Source organism: Sulfitobacter pacificus, assembly GCF_030159975.1.
GTDB classification, from domain to species: Bacteria; Pseudomonadota; Alphaproteobacteria; order Rhodobacterales; family Rhodobacteraceae; genus Sulfitobacter; species Sulfitobacter pacificus.
Genome location: NZ_BSNL01000001.1, coordinates 2,282,293 through 2,305,506, shown reverse-complemented (window position 1 = coordinate 2,305,506; position 23,214 = coordinate 2,282,293). Strand labels below are relative to the sequence as shown.

The 23,214-nt window shown below is 58.1% G+C and carries 25 protein-coding genes and 1 riboswitch; of the genes, 12 read left to right on the top strand and 13 right to left on the bottom strand.

Annotation, left to right across the window (positions count from 1 at the left end; translation table 11 throughout):
* Window positions 1-17 precede the first annotated feature (17 nt).
* The 5 genes from pcaD to QQL78_RS11555 are packed head-to-tail and all read right to left on the bottom strand — an operon-like array spanning window position 18 to window position 4,477.
* Window positions 18-806 (bottom strand): 3-oxoadipate enol-lactonase, encoded by a 789-nt coding sequence (gene pcaD, locus QQL78_RS11575; protein ID WP_284373568.1) that lies wholly within the window; start codon window positions 804-806, stop codon window positions 18-20.
* Window positions 803-2,002, bottom strand: a complete 1,200-nt coding sequence (locus QQL78_RS11570; protein ID WP_284373566.1) for an endonuclease/exonuclease/phosphatase family protein — start codon at window positions 2,000-2,002, stop codon at window positions 803-805. The genes pcaD and QQL78_RS11570 overlap by 4 nt, the downstream gene beginning before the upstream one ends.
* Window positions 1,999-2,970 carry a threonine ammonia-lyase gene (locus QQL78_RS11565; RefSeq protein WP_284373564.1) on the bottom strand — a complete coding sequence of 324 codons (972 nt, stop codon included), beginning with the start codon at window positions 2,968-2,970 and terminating at the stop codon, window positions 1,999-2,001. Before QQL78_RS11565 ends, QQL78_RS11570 begins: the two co-directional genes overlap by 4 nt.
* A complete protein-coding gene (locus QQL78_RS11560; RefSeq protein ID WP_284373562.1) occupies window positions 2,967-3,791 on the bottom strand; it encodes an alpha/beta fold hydrolase in 825 nt (274 codons plus the stop codon). Before QQL78_RS11560 ends, QQL78_RS11565 begins: the two co-directional genes overlap by 4 nt.
* Window positions 3,791-4,477 (bottom strand): haloacid dehalogenase type II, encoded by a 687-nt coding sequence (locus QQL78_RS11555; RefSeq protein WP_284373560.1) that lies wholly within the window; start codon window positions 4,475-4,477, stop codon window positions 3,791-3,793. Before QQL78_RS11555 ends, QQL78_RS11560 begins: the two co-directional genes overlap by 1 nt.
* 193 nt (window positions 4,478-4,670) lie before the next feature.
* On the opposite strand from QQL78_RS11555, the gene QQL78_RS11550 reads away from it, so the two are divergent.
* A complete protein-coding gene (locus tag QQL78_RS11550) occupies window positions 4,671-5,102 on the top strand; it encodes an FKBP-type peptidyl-prolyl cis-trans isomerase (RefSeq protein WP_284373559.1) in 432 nt (143 codons plus the stop codon).
* A gap of 33 nt (window positions 5,103-5,135) precedes the next feature.
* Here QQL78_RS11550 and QQL78_RS11545 read toward each other — a convergent pair whose 3' ends face one another.
* The gene (locus QQL78_RS11545) at window positions 5,136-5,567 is read right to left on the bottom strand and encodes a hypothetical protein (protein ID WP_284373557.1); all 432 of its coding nucleotides are present in this window, start codon (window positions 5,565-5,567) and stop codon (window positions 5,136-5,138) included.
* A gap of 122 nt (window positions 5,568-5,689) precedes the next feature.
* On the opposite strand from QQL78_RS11545, the gene QQL78_RS11540 reads away from it, so the two are divergent.
* The gene (locus QQL78_RS11540; protein WP_284373555.1) at window positions 5,690-6,805 is read left to right on the top strand and encodes a THUMP domain-containing class I SAM-dependent RNA methyltransferase; all 1,116 of its coding nucleotides are present in this window, start codon (window positions 5,690-5,692) and stop codon (window positions 6,803-6,805) included.
* A gap of 127 nt (window positions 6,806-6,932) precedes the next feature.
* Here the strand turns inward: QQL78_RS11540 and QQL78_RS11535 are convergent, their stop codons facing one another.
* The 5 genes from QQL78_RS11535 to QQL78_RS11515 all read right to left on the bottom strand — a co-directional run bounded on the left by QQL78_RS11535 (window position 6,933) and on the right by QQL78_RS11515 (window position 11,446).
* On the bottom strand, window positions 6,933-7,724 hold the full coding sequence (locus tag QQL78_RS11535; RefSeq protein WP_284373554.1) for an enoyl-ACP reductase FabI: 792 nt from the start codon (window positions 7,722-7,724) through the stop codon (window positions 6,933-6,935).
* A gap of 9 nt (window positions 7,725-7,733) precedes the next feature.
* The gene (gene fabB / locus QQL78_RS11530) at window positions 7,734-8,963 is read right to left on the bottom strand and encodes a beta-ketoacyl-ACP synthase I (protein ID WP_284373552.1); all 1,230 of its coding nucleotides are present in this window, start codon (window positions 8,961-8,963) and stop codon (window positions 7,734-7,736) included.
* Window positions 8,964-9,092: 129 nt separating this feature from the next.
* Window positions 9,093-9,998 carry an adenylate/guanylate cyclase domain-containing protein gene (locus QQL78_RS11525; protein ID WP_284373550.1) on the bottom strand — a complete coding sequence of 302 codons (906 nt, stop codon included), beginning with the start codon at window positions 9,996-9,998 and terminating at the stop codon, window positions 9,093-9,095.
* A gap of 109 nt (window positions 9,999-10,107) precedes the next feature.
* Window positions 10,108-10,617, bottom strand: coding sequence for a bifunctional 3-hydroxydecanoyl-ACP dehydratase/trans-2-decenoyl-ACP isomerase (gene fabA / locus QQL78_RS11520; protein ID WP_284373548.1), 510 nt, complete (start codon window positions 10,615-10,617; stop codon window positions 10,108-10,110).
* Between the two features lie 100 nt (window positions 10,618-10,717).
* Window positions 10,718-11,446 carry an HD domain-containing protein gene (locus tag QQL78_RS11515; RefSeq protein WP_284373546.1) on the bottom strand — a complete coding sequence of 243 codons (729 nt, stop codon included), beginning with the start codon at window positions 11,444-11,446 and terminating at the stop codon, window positions 10,718-10,720.
* Between the two features lie 137 nt (window positions 11,447-11,583).
* Between QQL78_RS11515 and irrA the strand changes: the two genes are divergently transcribed.
* Together irrA and QQL78_RS11505 are read left to right on the top strand one after the other, a co-directional pair.
* Window positions 11,584-12,012, top strand: a complete 429-nt coding sequence (irrA, locus tag QQL78_RS11510) for an iron response transcriptional regulator IrrA (protein ID WP_284373544.1) — start codon at window positions 11,584-11,586, stop codon at window positions 12,010-12,012.
* Window positions 12,013-12,347: 335 nt separating this feature from the next.
* Window positions 12,348-13,256 carry a hypothetical protein gene (locus QQL78_RS11505; RefSeq protein WP_284373542.1) on the top strand — a complete coding sequence of 303 codons (909 nt, stop codon included), beginning with the start codon at window positions 12,348-12,350 and terminating at the stop codon, window positions 13,254-13,256.
* An 85-nt stretch (window positions 13,257-13,341) separates the two neighbouring features.
* On the opposite strand, the gene QQL78_RS11500 is transcribed toward QQL78_RS11505, so the two are convergent.
* Window positions 13,342-14,211, bottom strand: coding sequence for a hypothetical protein (locus tag QQL78_RS11500; protein WP_284373540.1), 870 nt, complete (start codon window positions 14,209-14,211; stop codon window positions 13,342-13,344).
* Between the two features lie 114 nt (window positions 14,212-14,325).
* On the opposite strand from QQL78_RS11500, the gene miaB reads away from it, so the two are divergent.
* From miaB to metK, 8 genes are all read left to right on the top strand, one after another.
* Window positions 14,326-15,645, top strand: coding sequence for a tRNA (N6-isopentenyl adenosine(37)-C2)-methylthiotransferase MiaB (gene miaB, locus QQL78_RS11495; protein WP_284373538.1), 1,320 nt, complete (start codon window positions 14,326-14,328; stop codon window positions 15,643-15,645).
* 216 nt (window positions 15,646-15,861) lie between these two features.
* Complete coding sequence (locus QQL78_RS11490; protein WP_284373536.1) at window positions 15,862-16,449, top strand: OmpA family protein; 588 nt, start codon at window positions 15,862-15,864, stop codon at window positions 16,447-16,449.
* An 11-nt stretch (window positions 16,450-16,460) separates the two neighbouring features.
* Window positions 16,461-16,787 (top strand): hypothetical protein, encoded by a 327-nt coding sequence (locus QQL78_RS11485; RefSeq protein ID WP_284373535.1) that lies wholly within the window; start codon window positions 16,461-16,463, stop codon window positions 16,785-16,787.
* Between the two features lie 129 nt (window positions 16,788-16,916).
* The gene (locus QQL78_RS11480; RefSeq protein ID WP_284373533.1) at window positions 16,917-17,927 is read left to right on the top strand and encodes a PhoH family protein; all 1,011 of its coding nucleotides are present in this window, start codon (window positions 16,917-16,919) and stop codon (window positions 17,925-17,927) included.
* Window positions 17,928-18,022: 95 nt separating this feature from the next.
* Window positions 18,023-18,517 carry an rRNA maturation RNase YbeY gene (ybeY, locus tag QQL78_RS11475; protein ID WP_284373531.1) on the top strand — a complete coding sequence of 165 codons (495 nt, stop codon included), beginning with the start codon at window positions 18,023-18,025 and terminating at the stop codon, window positions 18,515-18,517.
* A 35-nt stretch (window positions 18,518-18,552) separates the two neighbouring features.
* Entirely contained in the window at window positions 18,553-19,452 is a 900-nt protein-coding gene (locus tag QQL78_RS11470) for a hemolysin family protein (RefSeq protein WP_284373529.1), read from the top strand.
* Window positions 19,449-20,954, top strand: a complete 1,506-nt coding sequence (gene lnt, locus QQL78_RS11465) for an apolipoprotein N-acyltransferase (RefSeq protein WP_284373527.1) — start codon at window positions 19,449-19,451, stop codon at window positions 20,952-20,954. Before QQL78_RS11470 ends, lnt begins: the two co-directional genes overlap by 4 nt.
* Before the next feature lie 33 nt (window positions 20,955-20,987).
* Window positions 20,988-21,037: riboswitch (SAM-SAH riboswitch) on the top strand.
* A gap of 3 nt (window positions 21,038-21,040) precedes the next feature.
* Window positions 21,041-22,222 carry a methionine adenosyltransferase gene (metK, locus tag QQL78_RS11460; RefSeq protein ID WP_284373525.1) on the top strand — a complete coding sequence of 394 codons (1,182 nt, stop codon included), beginning with the start codon at window positions 21,041-21,043 and terminating at the stop codon, window positions 22,220-22,222.
* A gap of 54 nt (window positions 22,223-22,276) precedes the next feature.
* On the opposite strand, the gene QQL78_RS11455 is transcribed toward metK, so the two are convergent.
* Window positions 22,277-23,053 (bottom strand): response regulator, encoded by a 777-nt coding sequence (locus tag QQL78_RS11455; RefSeq protein ID WP_284373523.1) that lies wholly within the window; start codon window positions 23,051-23,053, stop codon window positions 22,277-22,279.
* Between the last annotated feature and the right edge of the window lie 161 nt (window positions 23,054-23,214).

The following is a 23,214-nucleotide window of genomic DNA, read 5'->3' as shown; positions in this document are numbered from 1 at the left end:
GATCATGCAAGCTGTGATCAGACATGGCCAATCGCCTTTAGGAAATCACCAAGCACGGTTGCAAATTCCACCGGCTGTTCGACGCAGGGCAGATGGCCGGCCTTGCGGATCAAGTGGAATTTCGAACCGGGGATCAGGTCAACCGTTTCGCGCACCAGATCGGGCGGGGTTGATCCATCTTCGGTCCCGGCAATGCCCAGCGTCGGCAGGCGCAGGGTGGCGGTGGGGGTGTATAAATCCGTACCGGAAATCGCGGCGGAACAGCCCGCATAGCCTGCGTCTTCGCCGCGTACCAGCATGTTGCGCCACAGCTCCAGCTCGGGCGTTTTGCGGAAATCAGCCGAGAACCAGCGCTCCATCACCGCATCGGCCAGCGCCTCAACGCCGCCCGACCGCACTGCGGCGATCCTTTCCTCCCACATGGCGGGGGTGCCAATTTTAGCAGCGGTATTGGACAGCACCATAGCCCGCATCAGATCCAGCCGTTTGACGGCCAGCCCCTGCGCGATCATGCCGCCAATCGACAGGCCGACAAAAACACAATCCCTGACCTCCAGATGGTCGAGCAGACGTTCCACATCAGTGACCAGCGCGCCCATGGAATAAGGACCATCCGGGCAAGAGGACAACCCGTGCCCGCGTTTATCATAGCGGATGATGCGCAGGCCGGCAGGCAACATTGGCAGGATCGGATCCCACAGCCGCATGTCCGTGCCCAGAGAGTTGGAAAAGACCACGGTGGGCCCGTCCTCAGGCCCGTCAATGCGGTAGTGCAGGCGCACATCGCCGGTATCAAACATCTTCATCGGATGGCCTTTCGCAGTTGGATGGTTGCCATGATCTGACCGTGATCAGAGGCCAGCTTATTATAGGGTGCTTCCGGGTGGCTGCCATCGGTCAGATGGTCGTTGAGGACGGAAAAATACGACATCTCACCGATATGGCCAGACCAATCCGGGATGAAATGCCGCGACATCAGGATCTGATCAATGCTTTCGTAGATGCCGCCAAAGGCTGAAGTATAGACCATGTCACGCAGGGATTTCTTGACAAACAACCGTTCGGCGGAATGCAGGCGGAGGCTTTCGATGTCCTCAGTGATCTGCGCATTTTCCGCTTCTGAATAGCGATCGCCGCGATGCTCCGCATCATGGCGCAGCATCCATGCGTAGTTTTTGAACGGCACCTCGCCGGTGATGATTTCAGAGCTGACCGCGTTTTCACTGTCGTTCAGATCACCCAGCACCATCACAGGACGCCCTTGGCGTAATTCGCCGATGATCGCCCCGCGCAGCACCCAAGCCTCTGCCATGCGGCGCATCGCGGCGCGTGCCGCGCCAAGCGCACGGCCCACGGGATCATAGTTGGTCAGGTCAGACTCGCTGGCGAACTCCGCGCCTTCCGGTCGGATAAATTCGCCCAGCTTTGATTTCAGGTGGCAGTTGAACACGGTGACGGTCTGGTCGCCCACAGGCACCCGCACCTTGAGGATCGGGCGGCTGAGTTTCTGAATGGTGAAAAACCCCCCTTCATCGCCGCCGAAGGTTTGAAAGGGTATCTTGAAGGGGGTGCCCAGATCCTGAATGATTTCAGGCTCTTCGGCAAAGCCAAACCGTGACAGGATAGCGACACCGGGGCGGCGGCTGCCCGGCGCGCCGTCATGGATATTGGGTGCAAAGGCAAGGGCGGCATCCGTGTAGGCCCCATAGCTCAGATGCTGGAAAATTGCGCGTTTGCGGTAGCGTTTATCAGGGCCGGGTATAGCCTGAGCGTTGCTGGTTTCCCCGTAGCTATCGGCGCGGGTGATGGTATCGCGCAGGGCGCTTTCCTCAAATACCTCCTGAAAGCCAATGATATCGGCGTTCATGGTAACCAGTTGATCCGCCAGCCAGTCTTCTTTCCATGCGTATTCTTCTGGGGTGTAGGATTGGAACCTGTAATATTCCTTATCCGCCCCGATCAGATTTTTGACGTTGAAACTGGCGATGGTGAAGTCGGTCATGTCAGGGTTTCCAGTGCGCGGGTAAACATCGATGCATCCACGTTGCCGCCGGACACGGTGACGATTACGTCATCGCCCTCGATCTGGTCCGCATGAAACAGGGCTGCCGCAAGGGCAACCGCACCGCCGGGTTCGACAACGATCTTCAGTCGGTTCCAGGCATGGGCCATGGCGCGCAGCGCTTCATCCTCGGTGACCACCAGCCCGGGACCACACAGCCGCTGCATGATCGGAAAGGTGATATCCCCCGGTTGCGGGGTGATGATGGCATCACAGATATTGCCGGAAAGCTGCGCATTGCGCTGGATCTCGCCGGTTTCAAGCGAGCGGGTCACGTCTTCAAACCCTTTGGGTTCCGCTGGACGCACCCGCAGGCCGGGCGCATCAGCTTCAAGCGCCAAGGCAATGCCAGAGGTCAGCCCGCCCCCCCCGCAACAGACAATAACATCTGCGTTTTCAATGCCTTGTTCGCTAGCTTGGGCGGCGATCTCAAGCCCGCAGCTGCCTTGCCCGGCAATCACCTGTGGTTCGTCGAAAGGTTTGATCAGGGTTAGGCCGCGTTCTTCGCTCAACTGTTCGCCAATGGCATCGCGATCTTCGGTGGCCCGATCATAGGTGATGACCTCAGCACCATATGCACGTGTATTGGCAAGCTTCAGCGCAGGGCTGTCGGCGGGCATCACGATGACGGCGGATACCCCGTGTTTCTTTGCCGCCAGCGCCACGCCTTGCGCATGGTTGCCGCTTGAAAACGCGATGACCCCTTTGGCGCGGGTCGCCGGATAAAGCGCCGAAAGCGCCGACCATGCGCCGCGAAACTTGAAGCTGCCGGTATGTTGCAGACATTCCGCCTTGACCCAGATGCGCCGACCCGCGATCTCGTCCAGAAACGGCGCGTTCAGCAGCGGTGTGCGCGGCGCGTGGCCGTCAAGCCGTTTGGCAGCGGCGCGGATCATATCGATGTTCATTGCATTTCTCCGATCCATTTATGCAGGGCGGCAACAGCCTGTGGTTCATCCAGAAACGGCACATGGCCCCGTCCGGAAACCGAACCGAGGATCATGTCAGGGCGGCGCGATTGCATTTCACGCACAGTTGTTTCGCTCAGCAGGTTTGACCCTTCGCCCCAGATACAGGTCAGCGGCACCCCCTCCAGGGCATCAAAAAACGGCCAAAGATCGACCGCAGGTCCCTCCATTGCCGCCAGTACCGCATCGCGCAGATGCGGATCATAGGTGATGGCCAGACCCGTATCGGTTTTTGTGTAATGTTTCACGGCCTCTTCCATCCAGCGGCTGTCCGGCACATCGTGAAACTCGGGAAAGGCACGGGCCATGGCAGCCGCCGCATCGGCGTGGGTTTTTGCAGCGGGGGGGCGTCCGATGTAGTGGCGGATCATATCCAGCCCCGCCGGTTCGATCACCGGACCGACGTCATTCAGGGCAACACCCAGCAGATGATCCTTGGCCGCACCGGCTAGCCCCATGGCGTTCAGCCCACCGCGTGAGGTGCCCAGCACCGCCACCTTGTTCAGTCCCAGATGCGCCAGCAGTTCCAGCACGTCACGGCATTCAATGGGCAAGGCATAATTGTGCCAGTCGGGATCAAAATCTGACTGCCCCCGCCCGCGATAGTCCATCTTGATCAAACGGTTACCGGCTAGATGAGGTGTCACATAGTCAAAGTCCGCGCTGGTGCGTGTCAAACCGGCCAGACAAAGGATCGGCAGGCCGGTCCCATCATCGGTAAAATGGATCGACAGCCCGTCAGAGGTGGTGAACCGCGCCATCAGACACCCGCCAGTGCCGGGACGCCGGTCAGATCTGTCAACACATGTGCGGGCGACCAGGGCAGGCGGTCCATCGGATCACCCGCGCGGTTGACCCAGGCCGTGGTAAACCCGTAGCCCGTGGCCGCCGCCGCATCCCAGCCGTTGGAGGACACAAACAACACCTCTGATTTGTCACAACCAAAGTGTCCGCCTACAAGATCGTAAACCCGCGCATCCGGCTTGAAGATGCCCACAGTTTGGACCGAAAGGGACACATCAAGCACCCCTTCGATCCCGGCAGAGCGTACCGCCCCTTCAAGCATCTCGGGCGATCCGTTCGACAGGATCGCGGTGTTTAATCCGGCGGCTTTCAACCGGGTCAGCATCTCGGGCACTTCGCGGTAAGCCTGCAATTCCCAATACAGCGCGAGCAGCCGTTCACGCAGCTCCAGGTCACCGGCATGGCCCGTTTTCTCCAATGCCCAATCCAGACCGTTTTCGGTGACTTCCCAGAAATCCGTATGTGCCCCCGTGACGGCCCGCAGCCAGGAATAGGACAGCTGCTTTTGCCGCCAATGTTCTGCCAGCGCCATCCAGTCCTCTTTTATTGCGGCGAAATCCGGCTCTGCCGCAGCTTGCCGGGCAGCGGCCCCAACGTCGAACAAAGTGCCATAGGCATCAAAAACACATGTGGTGATGGGCATGGGGGGCCTTTCCTGATTTCACCTCAGATTGTCACGGCCAGCCGGTATGAAAAACCCCCGAAATTGTACCAAACAGCCCTGCAATAAGCGGCGGGGTTTACATCATGCGGGGGCTTTGACAGGTTGCGCCCCAAACCGGAGCACCTGCGCAGATACGTGGCCTCCTTTCATTCCCCAAATTTCGGAGACACCAATGACTGAAGTTAAATCAGGCGATACTGTTGCTATTCATTATACCGGCACCTTGCTGGACGGCACCACTTTTGACAGTTCCGAGGGGCGCGACCCGCTGGAATTTCAGGTTGGGTCCGGCCAGATCATTCCGGGTCTTGACGTTGCCCTGCCGGGCATGAGTGTGGGTGACAAGAAAACCGTCCAGATCGCCTGTGCCGATGCTTACGGCCCGCTGAACCCTGAAATGCGACAGGCGATCCCGCGCGAAGGTATTCCGGCGGATCTGGCCATCGAAGTGGGCACAACGCTGGAAATGCAAACGCCGGACGGTCAGGCGATGCCGGTGATGGTGGTGGAGTTGGACGAGGCAACAGTGACCCTTGATGCAAATCACCCGCTGGCGGGCAAGGATCTACAGTTCGATATCGAATTGATGTCGATTGCGGGATAACCGCGTTTCGGGTCCGGCCGTTCAGGCCGGGCCTTAACCCCCGTTCAGTCTGTGACTGGAGAGGTTGTTCTGCAGCTCCTGTGCAACGGCCTGCATGTCAATCTGCGCCGGGGTCGGGGCCAGTGCGGCACCGGGGCGGTTGACCTTGATCCGATCACGTATCCCCGTGCTGTTGGCAGGCGCAGGCGCAGGGGCAGGCGTACGGGCGGACATGGCTTGAAATCCGTCTTGGAACCTTTCCGGCAGATCAGGCGTGGCGGCGGGTACAGACCGGCCCGTCACCTGCATCGCCCCCGCCATGGCCGCAGAGATCAAGGCGCGGCGCAGCTGCGGTTCGGTGCGCAGGGTCACGGCAATCGTCAACATAAGGACAAGGCTAACCACCTTGCCCCAGAACCGCGCCCGCTGGGCACGTGTACGGCGCTGCTCAAGCACCTCATTGGCATATATCTCGCGAAAGCTCATGGGCGGCATTTAGCGGGGGATGCTGGCAAAATCGTGACCGTTTCACAAAATCTGTGACCTTTAGAGAGCTTCGCCACAAAACGGCGCTTCTGCCTGTCGATCATTGCCTCTAAAGAGGACAGATGAACACCCCTGATCCCTTTGAGATATTTCTCGTTTGCGCCCCCGGTCTGGAACCGGTCCTGTTGGAAGAAGTCATCGAGCAGGGCTTCACCACCCCCCTTGCTGGTCCCGGCGGTGTGACGGTGATGGGCCATTGGCCGGACGTCTGGCGCGCCAACCTGAACCTGCGCGGCGCGGTGCGCGTGTTGGCGCGGGTCGGCTCTTTCATGGCCTTCCATCTGGCCCAGCTGGACAAACGCGCGCGCAAGTTTGACTGGGGCGCGGTGCTGCGCGCGGATACACCGGTGCGTGTGCAAGTGACATGCAAAGCCTCCAAGATCTACCACGCCAAGGCGGCATCGGAACGCATTGAACGAGCCCTGGTCGAGAGCCATGGCATCACCCTGTCGCCAGAGGCCGAGATGGTGGTGAAGGTGCGTATCCACGACAATCAGGTGTCCATCAGTCTGGATACCACAGGCGAGGCGCTGCATGTGCGCGGCCATAAAGAAGCGGTTGGGAAAGCGCCAATGCGCGAGAACCTCGCGGCACTGATGCTGCGTCAATGTGGCTACACCGGTAGGGAACCGCTGGTCGATCCGATGTGTGGCTCGGGGACCTTTGTGATCGAAGCCGCCGAAATTGCCGCCGGCCTGCAACCGGGGCGCAGCCGCAGCTTTGCCTTTGAAAAACTGGCCTCTTTTGATCCGGTGGCTTTCGAAACACTGCGGGCCACAGGGGCGCAAACCCAACCACCTGCGATGTTCTTTGGTTCTGACCGCGATGCTGGGGCGGTGCGCAATGCCACGGCCAATGCGGTGCGGGCAGGGGTGGCTGATTGCACCACCTTTACCTGCCACGGCGCTGCCGAGGTCCGCCCGCCCGAAGGCCCTGCCGGATTGGTCATGGTGAACCCGCCCTATGGTGGGCGGATCGGTAATAAGAAACTGCTCTATGCGCTTTACGGCTCTTTTGGCGCGACGATGCTGGCCCACTTCAAAGGCTGGCGTGTGGGGCTGGTGACATCCGAACCGGCACTGGCCAAGGCCACTGGCCTGCCATGGAAACCTCTGGGCCCGCCGATTGCCCATGGCGGCATGAAGATCTGGCTCTGGCAGACCCCGCCGCTGCGCTGAACCTTGTTTCAAAGCCTGCCAGAAGACGGTGCGCCACCACGCCCCTCCTCTTTTTGGCCCTATATACTGTCCACACTCACGTCACCGCGCTGGCAGTGGCGTTCAACCCCTGCCAAGGTTCAATGCTTCAAAGATACTCTTGCTGCGGCATGCCCAGTACATGAAACCCGCCGTCTACGCGGATGATCTCGCCAGTGGTGCAAGCCCCGGCATCTGACGCCAGATAGACCGCCGTCCCCCCCACAGCTTCCAGTGTCGCGTTTTCCCGCATCGGGGCGTTCTGGCCTGTGTGCTTATAGGTCTTGCGTGCGCCGCCAATCGCCGCACCGGCAAGGGTTTTCATCGGGCCAGGAGAAATCGCGTTGACGCGGATGCCTTCGGGTCCAAGGTCATTGGCAAGGTAACGTGTCGCACTTTCAAGCGCTGCCTTGGCCACGCCCATTACGTTATAATTCGGCACCACCCGGTTTGATCCCTGATAGGTCAAGGTCATCAAGGTGCCGCCATTCTCGACCATCATCGGATGGGCGCGCCGCGCGATCTCGATGAAACTATAGGCGGAGATATCCAGCGAGTGTTTGAAATTCGCACGGCTGGTGTTCAGGAAACGGCCGGTCAGTTCGGATTTGTCTGAAAACGCAATAGCATGCACGACAAAATCAATCGTCGGCCAGCGCGCGCCCAGCTGTTCAAATGCTGCATCAAGTGACGCATCATCGGTCACATCCACATCGACCATAAAATCCGACCCGACGCTTTCGGCCAGCGGTTTCAACCGGCTGCCAAAGGCCTCTCCCTGATAGGTGAAGGCCAGTTCCGCCCCGGCATCTGCCATCGCTTTGGCAATGCCCCAGGCAATGGAACGTTCGTTGGCGACACCCATGATCAGGCCGCGTTTTCCCTTAAGCAGATCAGACATTCTGAAATCCTATCCGTTGTATTTCGACAGGATCATTGATCCGTTGGTGCCGCCAAACCCAAAGGAATTGGTCATGACGGAATCAAGCCCGGCATTGTCCACACGGGTGGTGGCAATCTCGGAAGGGTCCAGCGCGGGGTCCAATGTCTCCACATTGATCGAGGGCGTGATGAAATCATCCTTGAGCATCAGCAAACAGAAGATCGCTTCCATCGCGCCTGCTGCCCCCTGGCCGTGGCCGGTCATTGATTTGGTTGAGCTGACCGGTGGTGTTGACCCTTGGCCGAACACACGACGCACTGCTTCGATCTCGCCCACGTCTCCCACCGGCGTCGAGGTGCCATGCGCGTTGATATAGCTGACCTTGCGCCCTTCGGGCAGCGTTTCCAATGCCAGCTGCATGGCGCGGGTGCCGCCCTCGCCAGAAGGGGCCACCATGTCGTGCCCGTCAGAAGTCGCAGCAAAACCAGTCACCTCAGCATAGATCGTGGCGCCGCGTGCCAGCGCATGGTCCAGATCTTCCAGCACCACCATGCCGCCACCACCGGTGATCACAAAACCATCGCGGTTGGCGTCAAAGGCACGGGATGCCTTTGACGGCGTGTCGTTATATTTGCTGCTCATCGCGCCCATGGCGTCAAACAGACAGGACAGGGTCCAGTCGAGTTCTTCGCCGCCGCCAGCAAACATCACGTCCTGTTTGCCCAGCATGATCTGTTCTGCGGCAGAGCCGATGCAATGCAGAGAGGTCGAACAGGCCGAGGTGATGGAATAGTTGATGCCCTTGATCTTGAACGCCGTCGACAGGTTGGCACTGATCGTGGAGGACATGCATTTCGGTACGGCGAAGGGCCCGATCCGCTTGGTCGCGCCGGTCTTGTCGACCACATCATGTGCAGCCTTCATTGCCGAAGTGGACGGGCCGCCGGACCCGGCAATCAACCCGGTGCGCGGGTTTGAAATGATGCTCTCGTCCAGACCGGCATCGGCAATCGCCTGTTCCATGGCAAGATAGGCATAGGCGGCACCCTGTCCCATGAACCGCAGGGTGCGTTTGTCGATGTGATCCGCGACATTGATCTTCAGCGTGCCCGCGATCTGACTGCGAAAGCCGTGCTCTGTCATCTCGGGGCATGCCTCGATGCCCGATGTGCCTGCCTTCAGGGCGGCGGTGACTTCTTCGGCGTTGTTCCCGATTGAGGAAACGATGCCCAGACCTGTGACGACGACTCGTTTCATGAACAAACCTCTGGATTGACGCGGCGCATGGGCTGCTCTCCCTAATTACTTTCCTGTCTATCTAGGACGGCAAGGCTTGGCGGTGCAAGCGGTTAGCAGGATTGTAACGGGGGGCTCAGGCGCATTATGCTAGTCTGGCACCAGATCATTGGTGCTGTAGCGGATGATCGAACTGGCGACGGTTTTGTCGCGGGTGCCGACCAGTACCATGCCTTCACCGCTCAGCAACATGGAGCGGCGTTGCAGGGTATATTCCTGCCCGCCCGAGGTGATTACCGTGCTGCCGGAGGAACTGTGATCGGTATATTCCAGCTGTGCGCTGCGCAGTTCGAAAACGCCGTGTTTGCGCGACACCCAAGGGTGTTCCAGCACCGCCTGACAATCGGATGACCGTCCGACCATGACGCTTTCCCCATCCAGCAGCGGCCATTCCTCGGATCCGCAGGTAAGCACCGCAGATTCGGTGCGCGGCCCAATGGGAGAGTCTTTCATGCCAAACAGAACGGTCTGCGTGGACAGGTCACTGACGGCAAAGGAATGCACCCGCGTCGCGTTGCGTTTGCCTTTTAGTTTTACCCCACCCATTGAGACAAATAGCGCCTGCAAAGGGGTGGCCAGTTGTTCAAAAACCGTATCACCAATCAGCACCTCACCGGGTTTGGCCAAGGCGGCCAGTCGCGCGGCGGTGTTTACCGCGTCACCGTAGATGTCGGAATCCTGACTTAGCACATCCCCGCAATGGGCACCGGCATGCACGCCCAGACCCTCACCCCAATCGGCCTGTATCATCTCGCGGGCTGCGGAAAAGGCGCTGGCGGCATCGGTGAAAAAGCTGAGCGTATCGTCGCCCTGTGATTTGACACAATGCCCGCCGTTGTCTTCGATGATCGTGCGCATCTGCGCCAGAATCGCGCTAACCTGCGCCAAAGCGTCTTGATCGGACAATCTATCATACAGGCTTGTGCTGCCGGTAATATCGGCAATCAAGACGTGGGCCGTGGCCATTTGCTGTCGCTCCGCGGTTAAGGGCCGCATTCAAAAAATGTCTTTATCTCTTAGCAAACCTTAAGTTTACAGCAAGGTTCTGGCAATACTTCATGCAACACATGTAACCGGGCGGCAGGTCTCCCTGCCGCGCCGTGGTTCAGCTCTCGCTCAGGGCAACTTTCATACCGGTGACCTGATAAATCACCTCACCGTCGGCCTCAACGATACCGTCGGCGACGCCCATGGTCAGGCGGCGGGTTTGGATCGCTTTGGTGAAATCAATCTTATAGGTCAACATCTTGCGCTCTGGACGGACCATGCCGGTTAGTTTCACTTCGCCCACACCAAGGGCGTAACCACGCCCCTGCCAACCGCGCCAGCCAAGGTTGAAACCGGTCAGTTGCCAGAGGCCGTCGAGCCCCAGACAACCCGGCATGATCGGGTTGCCGGGAAAGTGACAGTCAAAGAACCAAAGGTCCGGCGTGATGTCGAATTCTGCTGTAATATGCCCTTTGCCATGCGCCCCGCCATCGCCTGAGACATCAGTGATCCGGTCCATCATCAACATGGGCGGTGCAGGAAGCTGCGCGTTACCAGGTCCAAACAACTCGCCTGCGGCGCATTTCAACAGTGCTTCCTTGTCAAAGCTGGTGGGGTAGTCGGCCATGCGTAGGGTTCTCCTGACGGAATGTGATCTTCGGGGCGGTCTACATTGTGCGCCGCCTTATCGCAAGAGAGCGCCATAACCTCCCCCTTGGATCATCTGATCAGCGCAATGAAACCTCGCTGATGAAGCCATCGTAAAATTGTTTAAGAACTGCATGGCGTTTATCAGCCAGCGCGCGCCCGGTTTGGGTTTGAAACTTTCCCGCCAGCCGCAAGAGCTTTGTCTGAAAATGATCGATTGCATAGGCACTGTCATCCAGCTTGCGCGATTGCGCTTGTGGATCAAGCGGGTCGTAAAGCGGTCGGTTCAATGCGCCTGAAACGGCAAGGCACCGGGCGATGCCGATGTGGCCCAAGGCGTCAAGCCGGTCGGCGTCCTGCAAAATCCGTGCTTCCAGCGTTCTGGGCGGGATGCCTGCCGAAAAACTATGTGCGGCAATGGCATGTTTGACTGCCGATACCTGCTGTTCAGGCCAGCTCAGCGCGGCCAACACTGCGCCTGCGGCATCAGCAGCGCGCTGCGAGGCATTCGCGCGATCCGGTGAATCTTTGGGGACATGTATAAGATCATGCATCAGGGTGGCCGCTGTCAGAACCGTGAGGTCACCACCTTCGATCTTTGAAATTTTCCTGACGTTCTGCCAGACACGCAAAAGATGTGCTCGATCATGTGCGCTGTCAGTTGCTTGGCCATCCAGCAGCCGCAAAAGATGTGCTGCGAGTTCATGATCAGGGGCAAATAGAGCAGCGATGTTCATATTTGGATCATAGAGGCAGCTTGCACCCTGCACAACGCGGCCAAACCGGTTGAAGAGGCGAAGTTGCCCCATTCACGGGGCCTGAAAATCGGGTTTATGCCTGCGTATAATTGAACAATGATGCACTCTAATGCCAGTTTTTGGTTTTCGAATTGAAAACAACTCGCAAAAGGCCCTATATTACCGGTCAACACGTAACGGAGCGATCCATGACGCAGACCCTTCAGGAAAACGGTATCCGCTGGCTGGAACAGGCCGGTGTGCGGCCGACCCGTCAACGGGTGACTTTGGCCAGCCTTCTGGTAGGCGATGGCCAGCATCGGCATGTCACGGCAGAAAGCCTGTTTGACGCGGCTAAAGGGCAGGGTGATGCGGTGTCTTTGGCCACTGTTTATAACACGCTGCGTGCCTTTTGTGGCGCTGGGTTGTTGCAGGAGGTGACGGTTGACGGATCCAAAAGCTATTTTGATACCAATACCCACGACCACCCGCATTTCTACTGGGAAGACGATGGGAAACTGACCGATGCGCCAGCCGAGCAATTGGTGATTTCCGGCCTTCCGGACGCGCCTGCCGGTGCCGAGATTGCAAGCGTCGATGTGGTGATCCGCCTGCGGCGCAAAGAGGTGGCGGGGTAAACCCCACCCATGGGCTTGTCCCATCCATTCAGACCCAAAATGACAATGATACTTATCAGCTTGATGGCGTTGTGCTGATCAAGGGGCTGTTTGCTGATCAGGTTGATACCCTGCGCAACAGTGTAGTGCGCCGCATTGCCAATCGCGGCCCCACATCACCGCCCTTTCCCGGTCATGACTTGCAGGCGGGGCAAAAATTGCGCTCAGTCCGGTTCCTCTTATTGTCGTCGCACCCCCAGTAAATTAACGATTATAGCTTGCTTTTGAGCAAAGTTTGCTCCTAGGGTTGAGCTTTTAGCATGGTCTATTTCGACCAAAGCCCAAGGAAATTTATTATGTCCAAAGAAGTTGAGAAGCTAAAAATCCACGTTACGAAAAAGATCAAAGACAAGCTTAAGAAATATTCGCCGGCAGCGGCGGATAAGATAAAAAAGACTCTGTTATCCAACCTGGATGATACATGGGCCAAGGAAGACAAGCTGCAAGAGGCAATTCAGGAGATCAAGCTGGGCGGTATGGCCGGCAAGAAAACCGACGATTTCCTCAAACACAAGGATGCGGCTGGCCCGCGCAAGACATGGGAAGCTGCGCTGAAAAAGCATCGTGCGGGGCTGGCTGAATTCAAGAAGTTTCAGGACGAGGCAACGGTAATCCGAAAGGATCTGGAAAAGCAGATCGCCCTGGCCGAAAAAGACCTGAAGAAGGCCGGGGGCAAGCCCGATAAGACGGTCAAAAAGGACATGGATGAGGCGCGCAAGGCCCTGGCTGATATCACCAAGGCGGAAAAGACCTATGGCGGGCTGGAAGGCTTTGTCGTGATGTACGGGATGATCCCCAAACGCACCAATGATGCCATTGTGAAACAGGCCATTGAGGCGGTGACGCCCAAGGAGTTCCCGGAGCCTCTGACTGCCAAGAACCGCGCGGCGACCGAAAAGCGGCTTAAGAAAGATGAGAAATCTCTTAGTGGTCTTTGTGACTCTGCATGGCTCTTGCTTGAAGAAGGAGACCTGAAAGCCGCCAAGGGTTACATCAAAAAGACCGAACTACTGGTCAAGAAACTCAAACCATGGGCCAAGGACGCCAAGACCGCATCAACCAAGATGAAGTCCGAGATCAAGGCGAATGAAGACGCGAAAGAGATCGACGCGCTGATCAAGAGAATGACCGAGCTGTATAAAATCGGGGAAGAGCAGATCGTCGAATTGTCCAAAGAACTGAAGGTTCAGGAAAAGGCCAAGTGATCATTTGATCGAGAGGCAGCGTTGGAAAAATCCAGCGCTGTTTTTTCACGCAAGGTGCCGGATGGGAACCGGTTGTTTCGCTTGGTTAAAACCACTGCCCCGGTTCCATCAGTCCCAGATCAAGCAACTGGCGCGAATGCCATTCAAAAGGCGAGGAATTGTGCCATTTGAAGCTGTCGATCTCGAACTTGCTGCCCGGATTGCTCTTCAGCGCCTTTGCGGTGCGAAACGAACAGATCGCTGCGGTGATGTTATGATGCCACGGGCAGGCATAGGTATTGTATTCCTCATCTGAAAACGTGTGATCCCAGCGGATTTTCAGCCCCTTCTTGGCGCGAAACAGTGGAATGCGGTCAATTTTGCGGCGCAGCTTTGGCACATGTTCCTCAAAACGCCAGCGCAGCCCGCCAAAGAAATCCAGTTGCCGTTCCTTGGGGTGGCTATGGTTGTCGGCATCGGGCCGTGCCAGTGCATAATACCCCGAACGGTCCATATGGGCGTTGTCTAGTGACACAGCATTTGGATGCAAATCCAGATCGTCGGAATAAAGGTCGATCACATAGGCCAGCATCGCATCGCGCCGCTCTTCGGTGTGAAAGGCCAGCATTTCGACCACATTGCGCGTTTCACAAAACGGGAAGAAAAAGAACTCCGCATTATAGCAATAAAAGACCCATTGCCCGGCTGCCGGTTCCATCAGCGCGTTGATCGCCTGTTCCATCGCGTGGTCAGCGGACATGTTGTAATCCACGCGGATGATGGTTTCCTCAAGGTCACGGGGCAGGTCGAACACAGCCGGCATCAGCGCGATCACGACGGAAAATCCCATCTGTTGATGATGGCGCAGGGAGGTGGCGACCTCTACATCATCTTCGATCATGACAACGGCCAGTGGCCCTTTGGCAAGGGTCGCGGCCTCTGCTGTGATCATCTGCGATAGGCTGGGGTACTGCATGGGGCCTCTTGTTGGCGCGTTTTAGAACAGAATCGGTTAAATCGGCGTGCATTGCAAGCGATCGGTGGCCCTGTTATGCCGCCTTTGATTTTCTGCACCAGTTGGACCGATGCCATGACCGCGCCTAAAAAGCTGTTTATCAAGACCTATGGCTGTCAGATGAATGTCTATGACAGTGAACGCATGGCCGAGGCGCTGGGCGGGCAGGGCTATGTCGAGACCAAGCAGGCCGAAGATGCAGATATGATTCTGCTCAACACCTGCCATATCCGCGAGAAAGCTGCGGAAAAGGTCTATTCCGAGCTGGGCCGCCTGAAACCGCTGAAAGAGTTGAACCCGGATCTGAAAATCGGGGTTGCCGGATGTGTGGCGCAGGCCGAAGGCGAAGAGATCATGCGCCGCCAGCCCGCCGTTGATCTGGTGGTTGGCCCGCAAAGCTATCACCGGCTGCCAGAGATGGAGACCCGTGTGCGCAAGGGCGAAACCGCGCTGGACACGGATTTCCCCGAGGAAGACAAATTCGAACATTTGAAATCGCGCCCCAAGGCGAAACGCGCCCCGGCGGCGTTTTTGACGGTTCAGGAAGGGTGCGACAAATTCTGCGCCTTCTGCGTTGTGCCCTATACCCGCGGTGCCGAGGTCAGCCGTCCGGCCAGCCGGGTCTTGCAGGAGGCCCGCGATCTGGTCGAACGTGGCGTGCGCGAAGTGACTTTGCTGGGCCAGAACGTAAATGCCTATCACGGGGCAGGGGATACGGGTGACATGACACTTGCCCAGTTGATCCGCGCCTTGGCCAAGGTCGACGGGCTGGAGCGAATTCGTTATACCACCAGCCATCCCAATGACATGGATGATGATTTGATTGCGGCCCATGGCGAAGTGCCCGAATTGATGCCTTATCTGCATCTGCCGGTGCAATCGGGCTCTGACCGTATCTTGAAGCGGATGAACCGCAGCCATACGGCGGACAGCTACTTGCGGTTGTTGGAACGGATTCGCGCGGCGCGACCCGACATTATCCTCTCCGGTGATTTCATCGTCGGCTTCCCTGAAGAAACCGATGCCGATTTTGAGGCGACAATGGATCTGGTGCGCGAAGTGAAATACGGCTACGCCTATTCCTTCAAATACTCGACCCGTCCGGGCACCCCGGCTGCGGAACGTGCCCTTGTCGATGCGGATGTGGCCGACGCACGCCTGCAACGTTTGCAGGCGCTGATCACCGGCCATCAACGCGAAATCCAGAACAGCATGGTCGGGCGCGATGTCTCCGTGTTGATCGAACGGGCAGGCCGCGAAGCCGGGCAGATGCTGGGTAAATCGGAATACCTGCATTCTGTGCATATCGACGATTGCACAGCACAGATCGGCGATATCGTGAATGTCAGAATCGTGGATGCAAAAACCAACTCGCTGACTGCGCGCGCAGTGTAAATCCGGCGTACAACCATAGGGCGTTGTGGGGCATCTGATGCGGGTTTGCCACATTTTTGCCATATTTCGATACGCTATCCCTGTATTTAACCACTAAATGTAGAGAACAGCGCTTCACAGCCCGCTAAATATTACCTATCGTGGAAAGTGAAGTGGGGGGTGGCCAGCCTTGGTGTCGGACATGCCTTCTGTGGGGAACAGAAAAAGGAAAATGCTGTGGTGAACACAATCTCCAAAGCAATCCGCGCGGTGGCGAGCCTGTCACTTGCAGTCGCGATTGCGATGCCGATGGCTTTTGCGCCAACAACTGCCGATGCACAAACCCGCTCTCAGCAGGGACGGGACAAGGGTGTCTACACCCCGACGATCTGGGTTGATCCCGATGGCTGTGAGCATTGGGTGATGGACGATGGTGCCGAAGGGTACATGACACCGCATACCACCCGTCAGGGTATCCCGGTGTGCCGCCGTGGTAATGTTTGTGGGGTGATGAATTCGGATCAGTTCTTTGCCACCAACAGCTATCGCATCCACAAGTCCGGCAAGGCACGCCTGTCAGAGTTCTTCAAGAAAACCGGCGCTGTCTCCTATATCATCACCGGCCATACCGACAGCCGCGCCTCTGACGCTTATAACATGAAGCTCAGCTATAACCGGGCCAATGCGGTTGCCGCGATCGCCGTTGCAAACGGGGCGCGTATCGCGGATGTGCGCGGCTATGGCGAACGCCAGCCGGTCGCTGCCAATAATTCTGCGCAAGGGATGGCCAAAAACCGCCGCGTCGAAATCATCTGCATTCGTTAAGGGGACCTGTCGTGATCAATACAAAAATCCTAACCGTGTTCGCCTGTGCTGTCGGGCTCTCCGCTTGCGGTGATGTCGAAACCGGTGTGCCGTTTCAGGGGCTGCCCTCTGACAAATCTGTCGACCGCGGCATCAACAGCCACCACCTGAGCACGCTTCAGGCCGGCATCTGGGTCGATCCGAATGGCTGTGACCACTGGATCATCGATGATGGCGTTGAGGGCTACCTGTCGGCCCGTCTGGACAAATACGGCAAGCCGGTCTGCTCTGGCGTTGCACCACCCACCCACACGGTAGGCGATTTCAAAGGCGGCTCTAACATTCCGGATCCAAACTGATTTTGGCTGAAATCTCAGCAATGTCGGGCCGGGGTGTTTTACGCCCCGGCCCTTTCTGCGTTCTAAGGGTGTTTTTTCCGGCGTTTGTCCCTACCTGCCTAATAACCGTCCTATTCCAAGGAGCTTCCTTTGCCCCCTAGCGACCAAATCACGGCCTCTCCCGCAGCTGAACCTGTTGTGCTTGAGTTCGCCGACAACCGTCTGCTGATCGATCTTTGCGGTGCCTATGACGCGCATCTGGCTGCCATCGAAAAGGCGCTGTCGGTCCAGATCATCCGGCGCGGTAACCACCTTAGCATTCTGGGCGAGGTAGAAAGCCAGCAACAGGCCGAGGCGGCGCTGAACACGCTCTATGCCCGTCTGGAAAGCGGGCGCAAGGTCACCCCGGCGGAGGTCGAAAGCCTGTTGCGTATGGAGCGGCCAAAGTCCGGCACGCGGCCACAGGTTGGCGGCCAGCTTGAAATGCCGGTTGGCGATACTCTTGAAATCCAGACCCGCAAAAAACGGGTCGAGCCGCGCACCGATGCGCAAAAAGCCTATGTCAAAGCATTGTTTGATGATGAATTGACCTTTGGCATCGGCCCGGCGGGTACCGGCAAGACGTACCTGGCTGTTGCCGTGGGGATTAATATGTTCATCGGTGGACATGTGGACAAAATCATCCTCAGCCGCCCCGCGGTCGAGGCCGGCGAGAAACTTGGCTACCTGCCGGGGGACATGAAAGACAAGGTCGACCCCTATATGCAGCCGCTTTATGACGCGCTGAACGATTTTCTGCCGGGCAAGCAGCTGGCCAAGCTGATCGAGGAAAAACGCATCGAAATCGCGCCTTTGGCCTTCATGCGGGGGCGGACCCTCTCCAATGCCTTTGTGGTGCTGGACGAGGCGCAAAATGCCACGTCGATGCAGATGAAGATGTTCCTGACCCGTCTTGGCAAGGGATCGCGCATGGTGATCACCGGGGACCGCACGCAGATCGACCTGCCGCGCGGGGTGCCTTCGGGACTTGCCGATGCCGAACGCCTGCTGAACAAGATCCCGAAGATCAGCTTCAATTATTTCACCTCCAAGGATGTGGTCCGCCACCCTCTGGTTGCTGCCATCATCGAGGCTTATGAGGCAGATAGCAGCGCCTCATGACGCCGCTCTTTCTTGCTCTTTTTGGCCTTATATCCTGCGGGGAGTCAGCTTTGCTGACGGGGCAGAGCCCCAAAAGAAGACGTTAAATGTAGAACATGGACATCGACATAGATGACCCCCGCTGGGCCGCCCTTGATATGGAGGCGCTATGCGAGAGGGCGATCAGAACCACGCTAAACCGGCTTACCCTGCCACTGGATGCTGAAATCAGCATCCTTGCCTGTGATGATGCCCGCATTGCCGCTCTCAACGCGGAATTCCGGGCCAAGGCCAGGCCGACAAATGTCCTCAGCTGGCCCAGTGAAGAGCGTGCCGCGATGAGCGCTGGCGGTCAGCCGAGGCCGCCTGAACCCGATCCGGGCGGCATGATTGAACTGGGCGATATCGCCATCAGCTATGACACCTGCGCCGCCGAAGCCCGCGCTGCGGGCAAAGATATCGCCGAGCATGTGACCCATCTGATCATCCACGGCACCCTTCATTTGCTTGGGTATGATCACGAAACTGAGCAAGATGCAGCCTTGATGGAAGGGCTCGAAGTCGAAATACTTGGCAAATTGGGGTTGGATGACCCATATAGAGAATCGTAGACGGCAACGGCCGTTATTTTACATGACAGGACCCAATGGGCGACAACGACGGACCATCTGACGCGGCGCAAAGCGCGCAACCGGATGAAAACACTGCTTCACCAGACGATGCGGCCTCGAAAACGGGCGGCTTTTTCTCACGTGTCATTGGCGCACTCAGTCCTTCCGAGGGGGATCTAGCGTCGGAAATGACGCCGCTTCCCGTTGATCGGGTGTCGGCGCGTGGCATGATGAACCTGCGCCGGATGCGGGTCGACGATGTGTCGATCCCCAAGGCCGAAATCACAGCTGTGCCGGTCAGCATCACCATGGAGGAACTGGTCGCCGTCTTCAAAGAAAGCGGTCTGACACGTCTGCCGGTCTTTGACGGCACATTGGACACCCCTGTCGGCATGGCCCACCTCAAGGATCTGGCGCTGCAATACGGGTTCAACGGCAAGCCCAAGGATTTTGATCTGCCCGCCTTGCTGCGCCCCTTGTTGTTTGTCCCCCCGTCCATGGGCATCGGCGTCCTGTTGACCAAAATGCAAGCCGAACGGCGTCATATGGCCTTGGTGATCGACGAATATGGCGGGGTTGACGGGTTGGTCACCATCGAAGACCTGATTGAACAGGTGATTGGTGAAATCGAAGACGAACATGACGTCGATGAGGCAACCTTCTGGAGCATTGAGAAGCCCGGCACCTATCTGGCATTGGCAAAAACCCCGCTCGAGGATTTCGAGGCAGAGATTGGCCATTCCCTGACCGACCACGATGATGTCGACGAGGAAGAAATCGACACTTTGGGCGGGCTGGTCTTTATGCTGTCCGGGCGGGTGCCGACACGGGGCGAGGTGGTCCTGCATCCAGATGGCCCTGAATTCGAGGTCATTGATGCCGACCCGCGCCGCATCAAACGCTTGCGGGTGCGCACCAACGGGGCCAACGGGTGACACCCCGTTTGACGGGGTGGCGGCAGCCTTGCCTTGCGGCGGCGCTGGGTGTGATTGCGGCCTTTGGGCAGGCCCCATATGATCAGCCGCTGATCCTGATGGTCGCCCTTGCGGGGGCGCTTTATTTCTTTGCACAGGCAAAATCCCTGCGGCAGGCGGCATTGTTTGGCTGGGCTTTTGGTACCGGGTATTTCGCCCATGCGCTGCATTGGATCGTATCGCCCTTTATGGTTGATGTAGCCCGCCATGGCTGGATGGCTCCTTTTGCACTGTTGTTTCTGGCGGCGGGTCTGGCCTTGTTCTGGGGGCTGGCCTTCTGGGGTGCGCGCCGGCTAAGCCGCGAAACGTCCTGGGCGGTGGTTTTGACCCTGCCTGCTGTCGAATTGATCCGTGGCTATCTGTTCACCGGTTTCCCATGGGCGATGATCTCTCAGTCTCTGGTGGACACCAGCGGCGGGCAGGCTTTGGCGTGGATCGGGCCCTATGCGCTGAACCTGCTGATGGTTGCGGTTGCCGTGGCAGTCAGCCAGAGTGCACAGGATTGGGCCAGCCGCACCCTGCGTTTTGGGGCGGTTTTGCTGGGCTTGGGGGCTGTGACCCTGCCGGTGATGTCTCCCGATGCCAGATTGACCGCGCATACTATTCGCCTGATCCAGCCCAATGCGGCGCAGCGCGTAAAATGGGATCCGGCGCAGATACCTGTCTTTTTTGACCGCCAGCTTGGCCTTACGGCCGCCCTTCCCAAGGAAGGTGATCCCGCACCTGATCTGGTCCTGTGGTCGGAAACCGCGATCCCATGGGTGCTGGATCTGGCAGCACCGGCACTTGATCAGATTGCACAGGCAGGTGGCACGGCACCTGTGGCCCTTGGCGTGCAGCGGCGCGATGCGCAGAACTACTTCAACTCCATGGTTGTGCTGGACCGGGTGGGAAACGTGGCACAGACCTATGACAAACATCACCTTGTGCCCTTCGGGGAATACATGCCTTTCGCCAATTTCTTTGCCCGTGTCGGTGTGTTTGGCCTCGCCCAGCGGGCGCTAGGTGGGTATGCCGCTGGTCCCGGCGCGCAGGTGCTGGATTTTGGCGAGATGGGCCGCGCCTTGCCCCTGATCTGCTATGAGGCGGTGTTTCCCCATGATGCAAATGCGGCCACTGAACGTCCTGACTTTCTGATCCAGATCACCAATGATGCGTGGTTTGGCAAGGCCGCTGGCCCGCGCCAGCATCTGGCACAGGCACGGATGCGCGCAATCGAACAGGGCCTGCCCCTGGCGCGCGCGGCAAACACCGGCATTTCCGCAATGATCGACCCTTATGGTCGCTTGTTGGCCAGCCTGCCGCTGAATCAGGCGGGATTCGTTGACGCCGCATTGCCCCAACCGCTGGCCCCGACGATCTATAGCCGTGCAGGTGATTTGCCCTTTGCGATTGTGTTGCTTCTGGGACTCGTCGCGGCGTCAATCAGCGCACGAAGCCGTGAGGGCGGGCTTAAGAATTGACCTCTATGAGGTTAGGGCGTTAAGCCAGCGCGAACGATGTCACAACGGCTTCCTGACGTGGCATTTCATTTTTTACTGGAGCAGATATGTCCCGACAGAACTATATTTTCACCTCCGAATCCGTTTCGGAAGGTCACCCTGACAAGGTCTGTGACCGTATTTCCGACGCTGTGCTTGATGCATTTCTCAGCGAAGAGCCCGAAGCGCGGGTTGCCGCAGAGACCTTTGCGACCACCAATCGCGTGGTGATCGGCGGCGAAGTCGGGCTGAGTGATCAGGCCAAGCTGACGCAGTACATGGGCCAGATCGAGGACATTGCCCGCGCCTGTATCAAGGACATCGGATACGCGCAGGATAAATTCCATCACGAGACGGTAGAGATCACCAACCTACTGCACGAACAATCCGCCCATATCGCCCAGGGTGTTGATGCCAGTGGCAACAAGGACGAAGGCGCTGGCGATCAGGGCATCATGTTTGGTTTTGCCACGGATGAAACCGAGCATCTGATGCCGGCACCGATCCATTATGCCCATGCAATCCTGCGGCGTCTGGCAGAGGTGCGCAAGGACGGCACGGAGTCGACGTTGCGCCCGGACGCCAAAAGCCAGCTGTCTGTCCGCTATGAGAATGGCAAACCGGTGGGTGTGTCGTCTATTGTCCTTTCGACGCAGCATGCCTCGGAAGATCAGACCAGTGCCGATATCCGCGATATCGTCGAACCCTACATCCGCGAAGTATTGCCTGATGGCTGGATCGACAAGGACACCAAATGGCATGTGAACCCGACGGGCGTCTTTGTCATCGGTGGCCCAGATGGTGATGCCGGGCTGACCGGGCGCAAGATCATTGTGGATACCTATGGCGGGGCTGCCCCGCATGGCGGCGGTGCATTTTCCGGCAAGGACCCGACCAAGGTTGACCGTTCTGCCGCCTATGCTGCACGCTATCTGGCAAAGAATGTCGTTGCGGCGGGGATGGCAAGCAAATGCACCATTCAGCTGAGCTATGCCATTGGCGTGTCTGAACCGCTGTCGATCTATTGCGATACCTTTGGGACAGGCGAAGTGGATGATGCGGAGGTCGAGCGCGCGATCCGCAAGGTGATGAGCCTGACCCCGCGTGGCATCCGTGAACATCTGCAACTGAACAAACCGATTTATCAGCGTACGGCGGCCTATGGTCACTTTGGGCGTGCGCCCGACGATGATGGCGGTTTCTCATGGGAAAGGCTGGACCTTGCAGCCAAGCTGAAGGCTGAGGTTTAACAGCCTCCTTGTTCGCAAGATATCGCGGACAGGGGCCGGCTGCCCCTGTCTGTCTTAATGGCGCGGTGCGCTGAAAGGTGACGGCGGTTTGCTGGATTTCGGTTCGGGGGGCGCGGGTGTCCCAGTGGGCGCAGTGCGGGTGACATTGGCCAGGAGGGTTGCCCCGTCCTGACGCTCCATCTCGATCAGGAATGACCAGAGGCTCAGACAATTCTGCTCAGCGGCATGGCTGGCGGGGGCGTCGTCCAGCGGTTGCTGGGCCCGCAGGTTGCGCATTTGCCGCATCAGGCGGCTGACCATGGGTTTGATGTCCTGCGCATAAAGCGCCACGGCGCGGGCCAGAAGCTGTTCAACCTCAGCACTTTCAAACCTTGCTGAATCGCTGGCCACCAGTGGTACGGTGAGGGTCAGCGCATCCTTGACGGCACAGGCGAAAGCCTCAGAAGAGAGCGTGTCTTTCTCAAGGAAGCGATAGCAACCGGCAGCTTCTGCTTGATCCATGATGCCGCTTTCCGCCAGACCGGATACCATAAGGGCCGGTGTGTTGAGGTTGCGGGCGCAGAGGTGCATCATGTTCAGCGCCTCAAGGCCGGTGCCATCGGGCAGGGCGTAATCAAGGAGGATCAGCCCGAATGTGGTTTGTGCCAGCAGGTCCTGAAACTCCGTAAGTGAGGTGGCGTTGCTGATGGCGCAGGGAAATTCCAGCCCTGAGCATAGCCGGGCCAGCCGATGCCGGTCAAAACGTTCATCATCAAGGATCAACACCTCAAGGGGCGGGGTGTTTGAAAGGGGCGTAAGCGGCGATGGATAGGTGATCTGGGGGGCGGGCATGAGGTTGTCCTTTGTGGCAAAGCTGGTGATGTTGTAGGATATCTGGCTTAACCGGGTGTTAAGGTTTTGTGCCACGGGCCCCGAATTTGCTAAGGATTGTCAGGGCTTTCGCCTTCTGCTTTGATCTGTCAGGGCCTTGGGAAATGCATCACACCCCAAGC

Excerpts from the sequence above, each read along its gene's own strand:
- QQL78_RS11500 (WP_284373540.1), bottom strand. The coding sequence starts at position 14,211 with ATGCAGTACCCCAGCCTATCGCAGATGATCACAGCAGAGGCCGCGACC.
- QQL78_RS11515 (WP_284373546.1), bottom strand. The coding sequence starts at position 11,446 with ATGGGGCAACTTCGCCTCTTCAACCGGTTTGGCCGCGTTGTGCAGGGT.
- QQL78_RS11525 (WP_284373550.1), bottom strand. The coding sequence starts at position 9,998 with ATGCGGCCCTTAACCGCGGAGCGACAGCAAATGGCCACGGCCCACGTC.
- QQL78_RS11535 (WP_284373554.1), bottom strand. The coding sequence starts at position 7,724 with ATGTCTGATCTGCTTAAGGGAAAACGCGGCCTGATCATGGGTGTCGCC.
- fabB (WP_284373552.1), bottom strand. The coding sequence starts at position 8,963 with ATGAAACGAGTCGTCGTCACAGGTCTGGGCATCGTTTCCTCAATCGGG.
- QQL78_RS11455 (WP_284373523.1), bottom strand. The coding sequence starts at position 23,053 with ATGCCCGCCCCCCAGATCACCTATCCATCGCCGCTTACGCCCCTTTCA.
- QQL78_RS11470 (WP_284373529.1), top strand. The coding sequence starts at position 18,553 with ATGGGCGACAACGACGGACCATCTGACGCGGCGCAAAGCGCGCAACCG.
- QQL78_RS11550 (WP_284373559.1), top strand. The coding sequence starts at position 4,671 with ATGACTGAAGTTAAATCAGGCGATACTGTTGCTATTCATTATACCGGC.
- metK (WP_284373525.1), top strand. The coding sequence starts at position 21,041 with ATGTCCCGACAGAACTATATTTTCACCTCCGAATCCGTTTCGGAAGGT.
- QQL78_RS11570 (WP_284373566.1), bottom strand. The coding sequence starts at position 2,002 with ATGACCGACTTCACCATCGCCAGTTTCAACGTCAAAAATCTGATCGGG.
- QQL78_RS11565 (WP_284373564.1), bottom strand. The coding sequence starts at position 2,970 with ATGAACATCGATATGATCCGCGCCGCTGCCAAACGGCTTGACGGCCAC.
- QQL78_RS11545 (WP_284373557.1), bottom strand. The coding sequence starts at position 5,567 with ATGAGCTTTCGCGAGATATATGCCAATGAGGTGCTTGAGCAGCGCCGT.
- QQL78_RS11555 (WP_284373560.1), bottom strand. The coding sequence starts at position 4,477 with ATGCCCATCACCACATGTGTTTTTGATGCCTATGGCACTTTGTTCGAC.
- ybeY (WP_284373531.1), top strand. The coding sequence starts at position 18,023 with ATGGACATCGACATAGATGACCCCCGCTGGGCCGCCCTTGATATGGAG.
- irrA (WP_284373544.1), top strand. The coding sequence starts at position 11,584 with ATGACGCAGACCCTTCAGGAAAACGGTATCCGCTGGCTGGAACAGGCC.
- fabA (WP_284373548.1), bottom strand. The coding sequence starts at position 10,617 with ATGGCCGACTACCCCACCAGCTTTGACAAGGAAGCACTGTTGAAATGC.
- QQL78_RS11540 (WP_284373555.1), top strand. The coding sequence starts at position 5,690 with ATGAACACCCCTGATCCCTTTGAGATATTTCTCGTTTGCGCCCCCGGT.
- miaB (WP_284373538.1), top strand. The coding sequence starts at position 14,326 with ATGACCGCGCCTAAAAAGCTGTTTATCAAGACCTATGGCTGTCAGATG.
- pcaD (WP_284373568.1), bottom strand. The coding sequence starts at position 806 with ATGAAGATGTTTGATACCGGCGATGTGCGCCTGCACTACCGCATTGAC.
- QQL78_RS11505 (WP_284373542.1), top strand. The coding sequence starts at position 12,348 with ATGTCCAAAGAAGTTGAGAAGCTAAAAATCCACGTTACGAAAAAGATC.
- QQL78_RS11560 (WP_284373562.1), bottom strand. The coding sequence starts at position 3,791 with ATGGCGCGGTTCACCACCTCTGACGGGCTGTCGATCCATTTTACCGAT.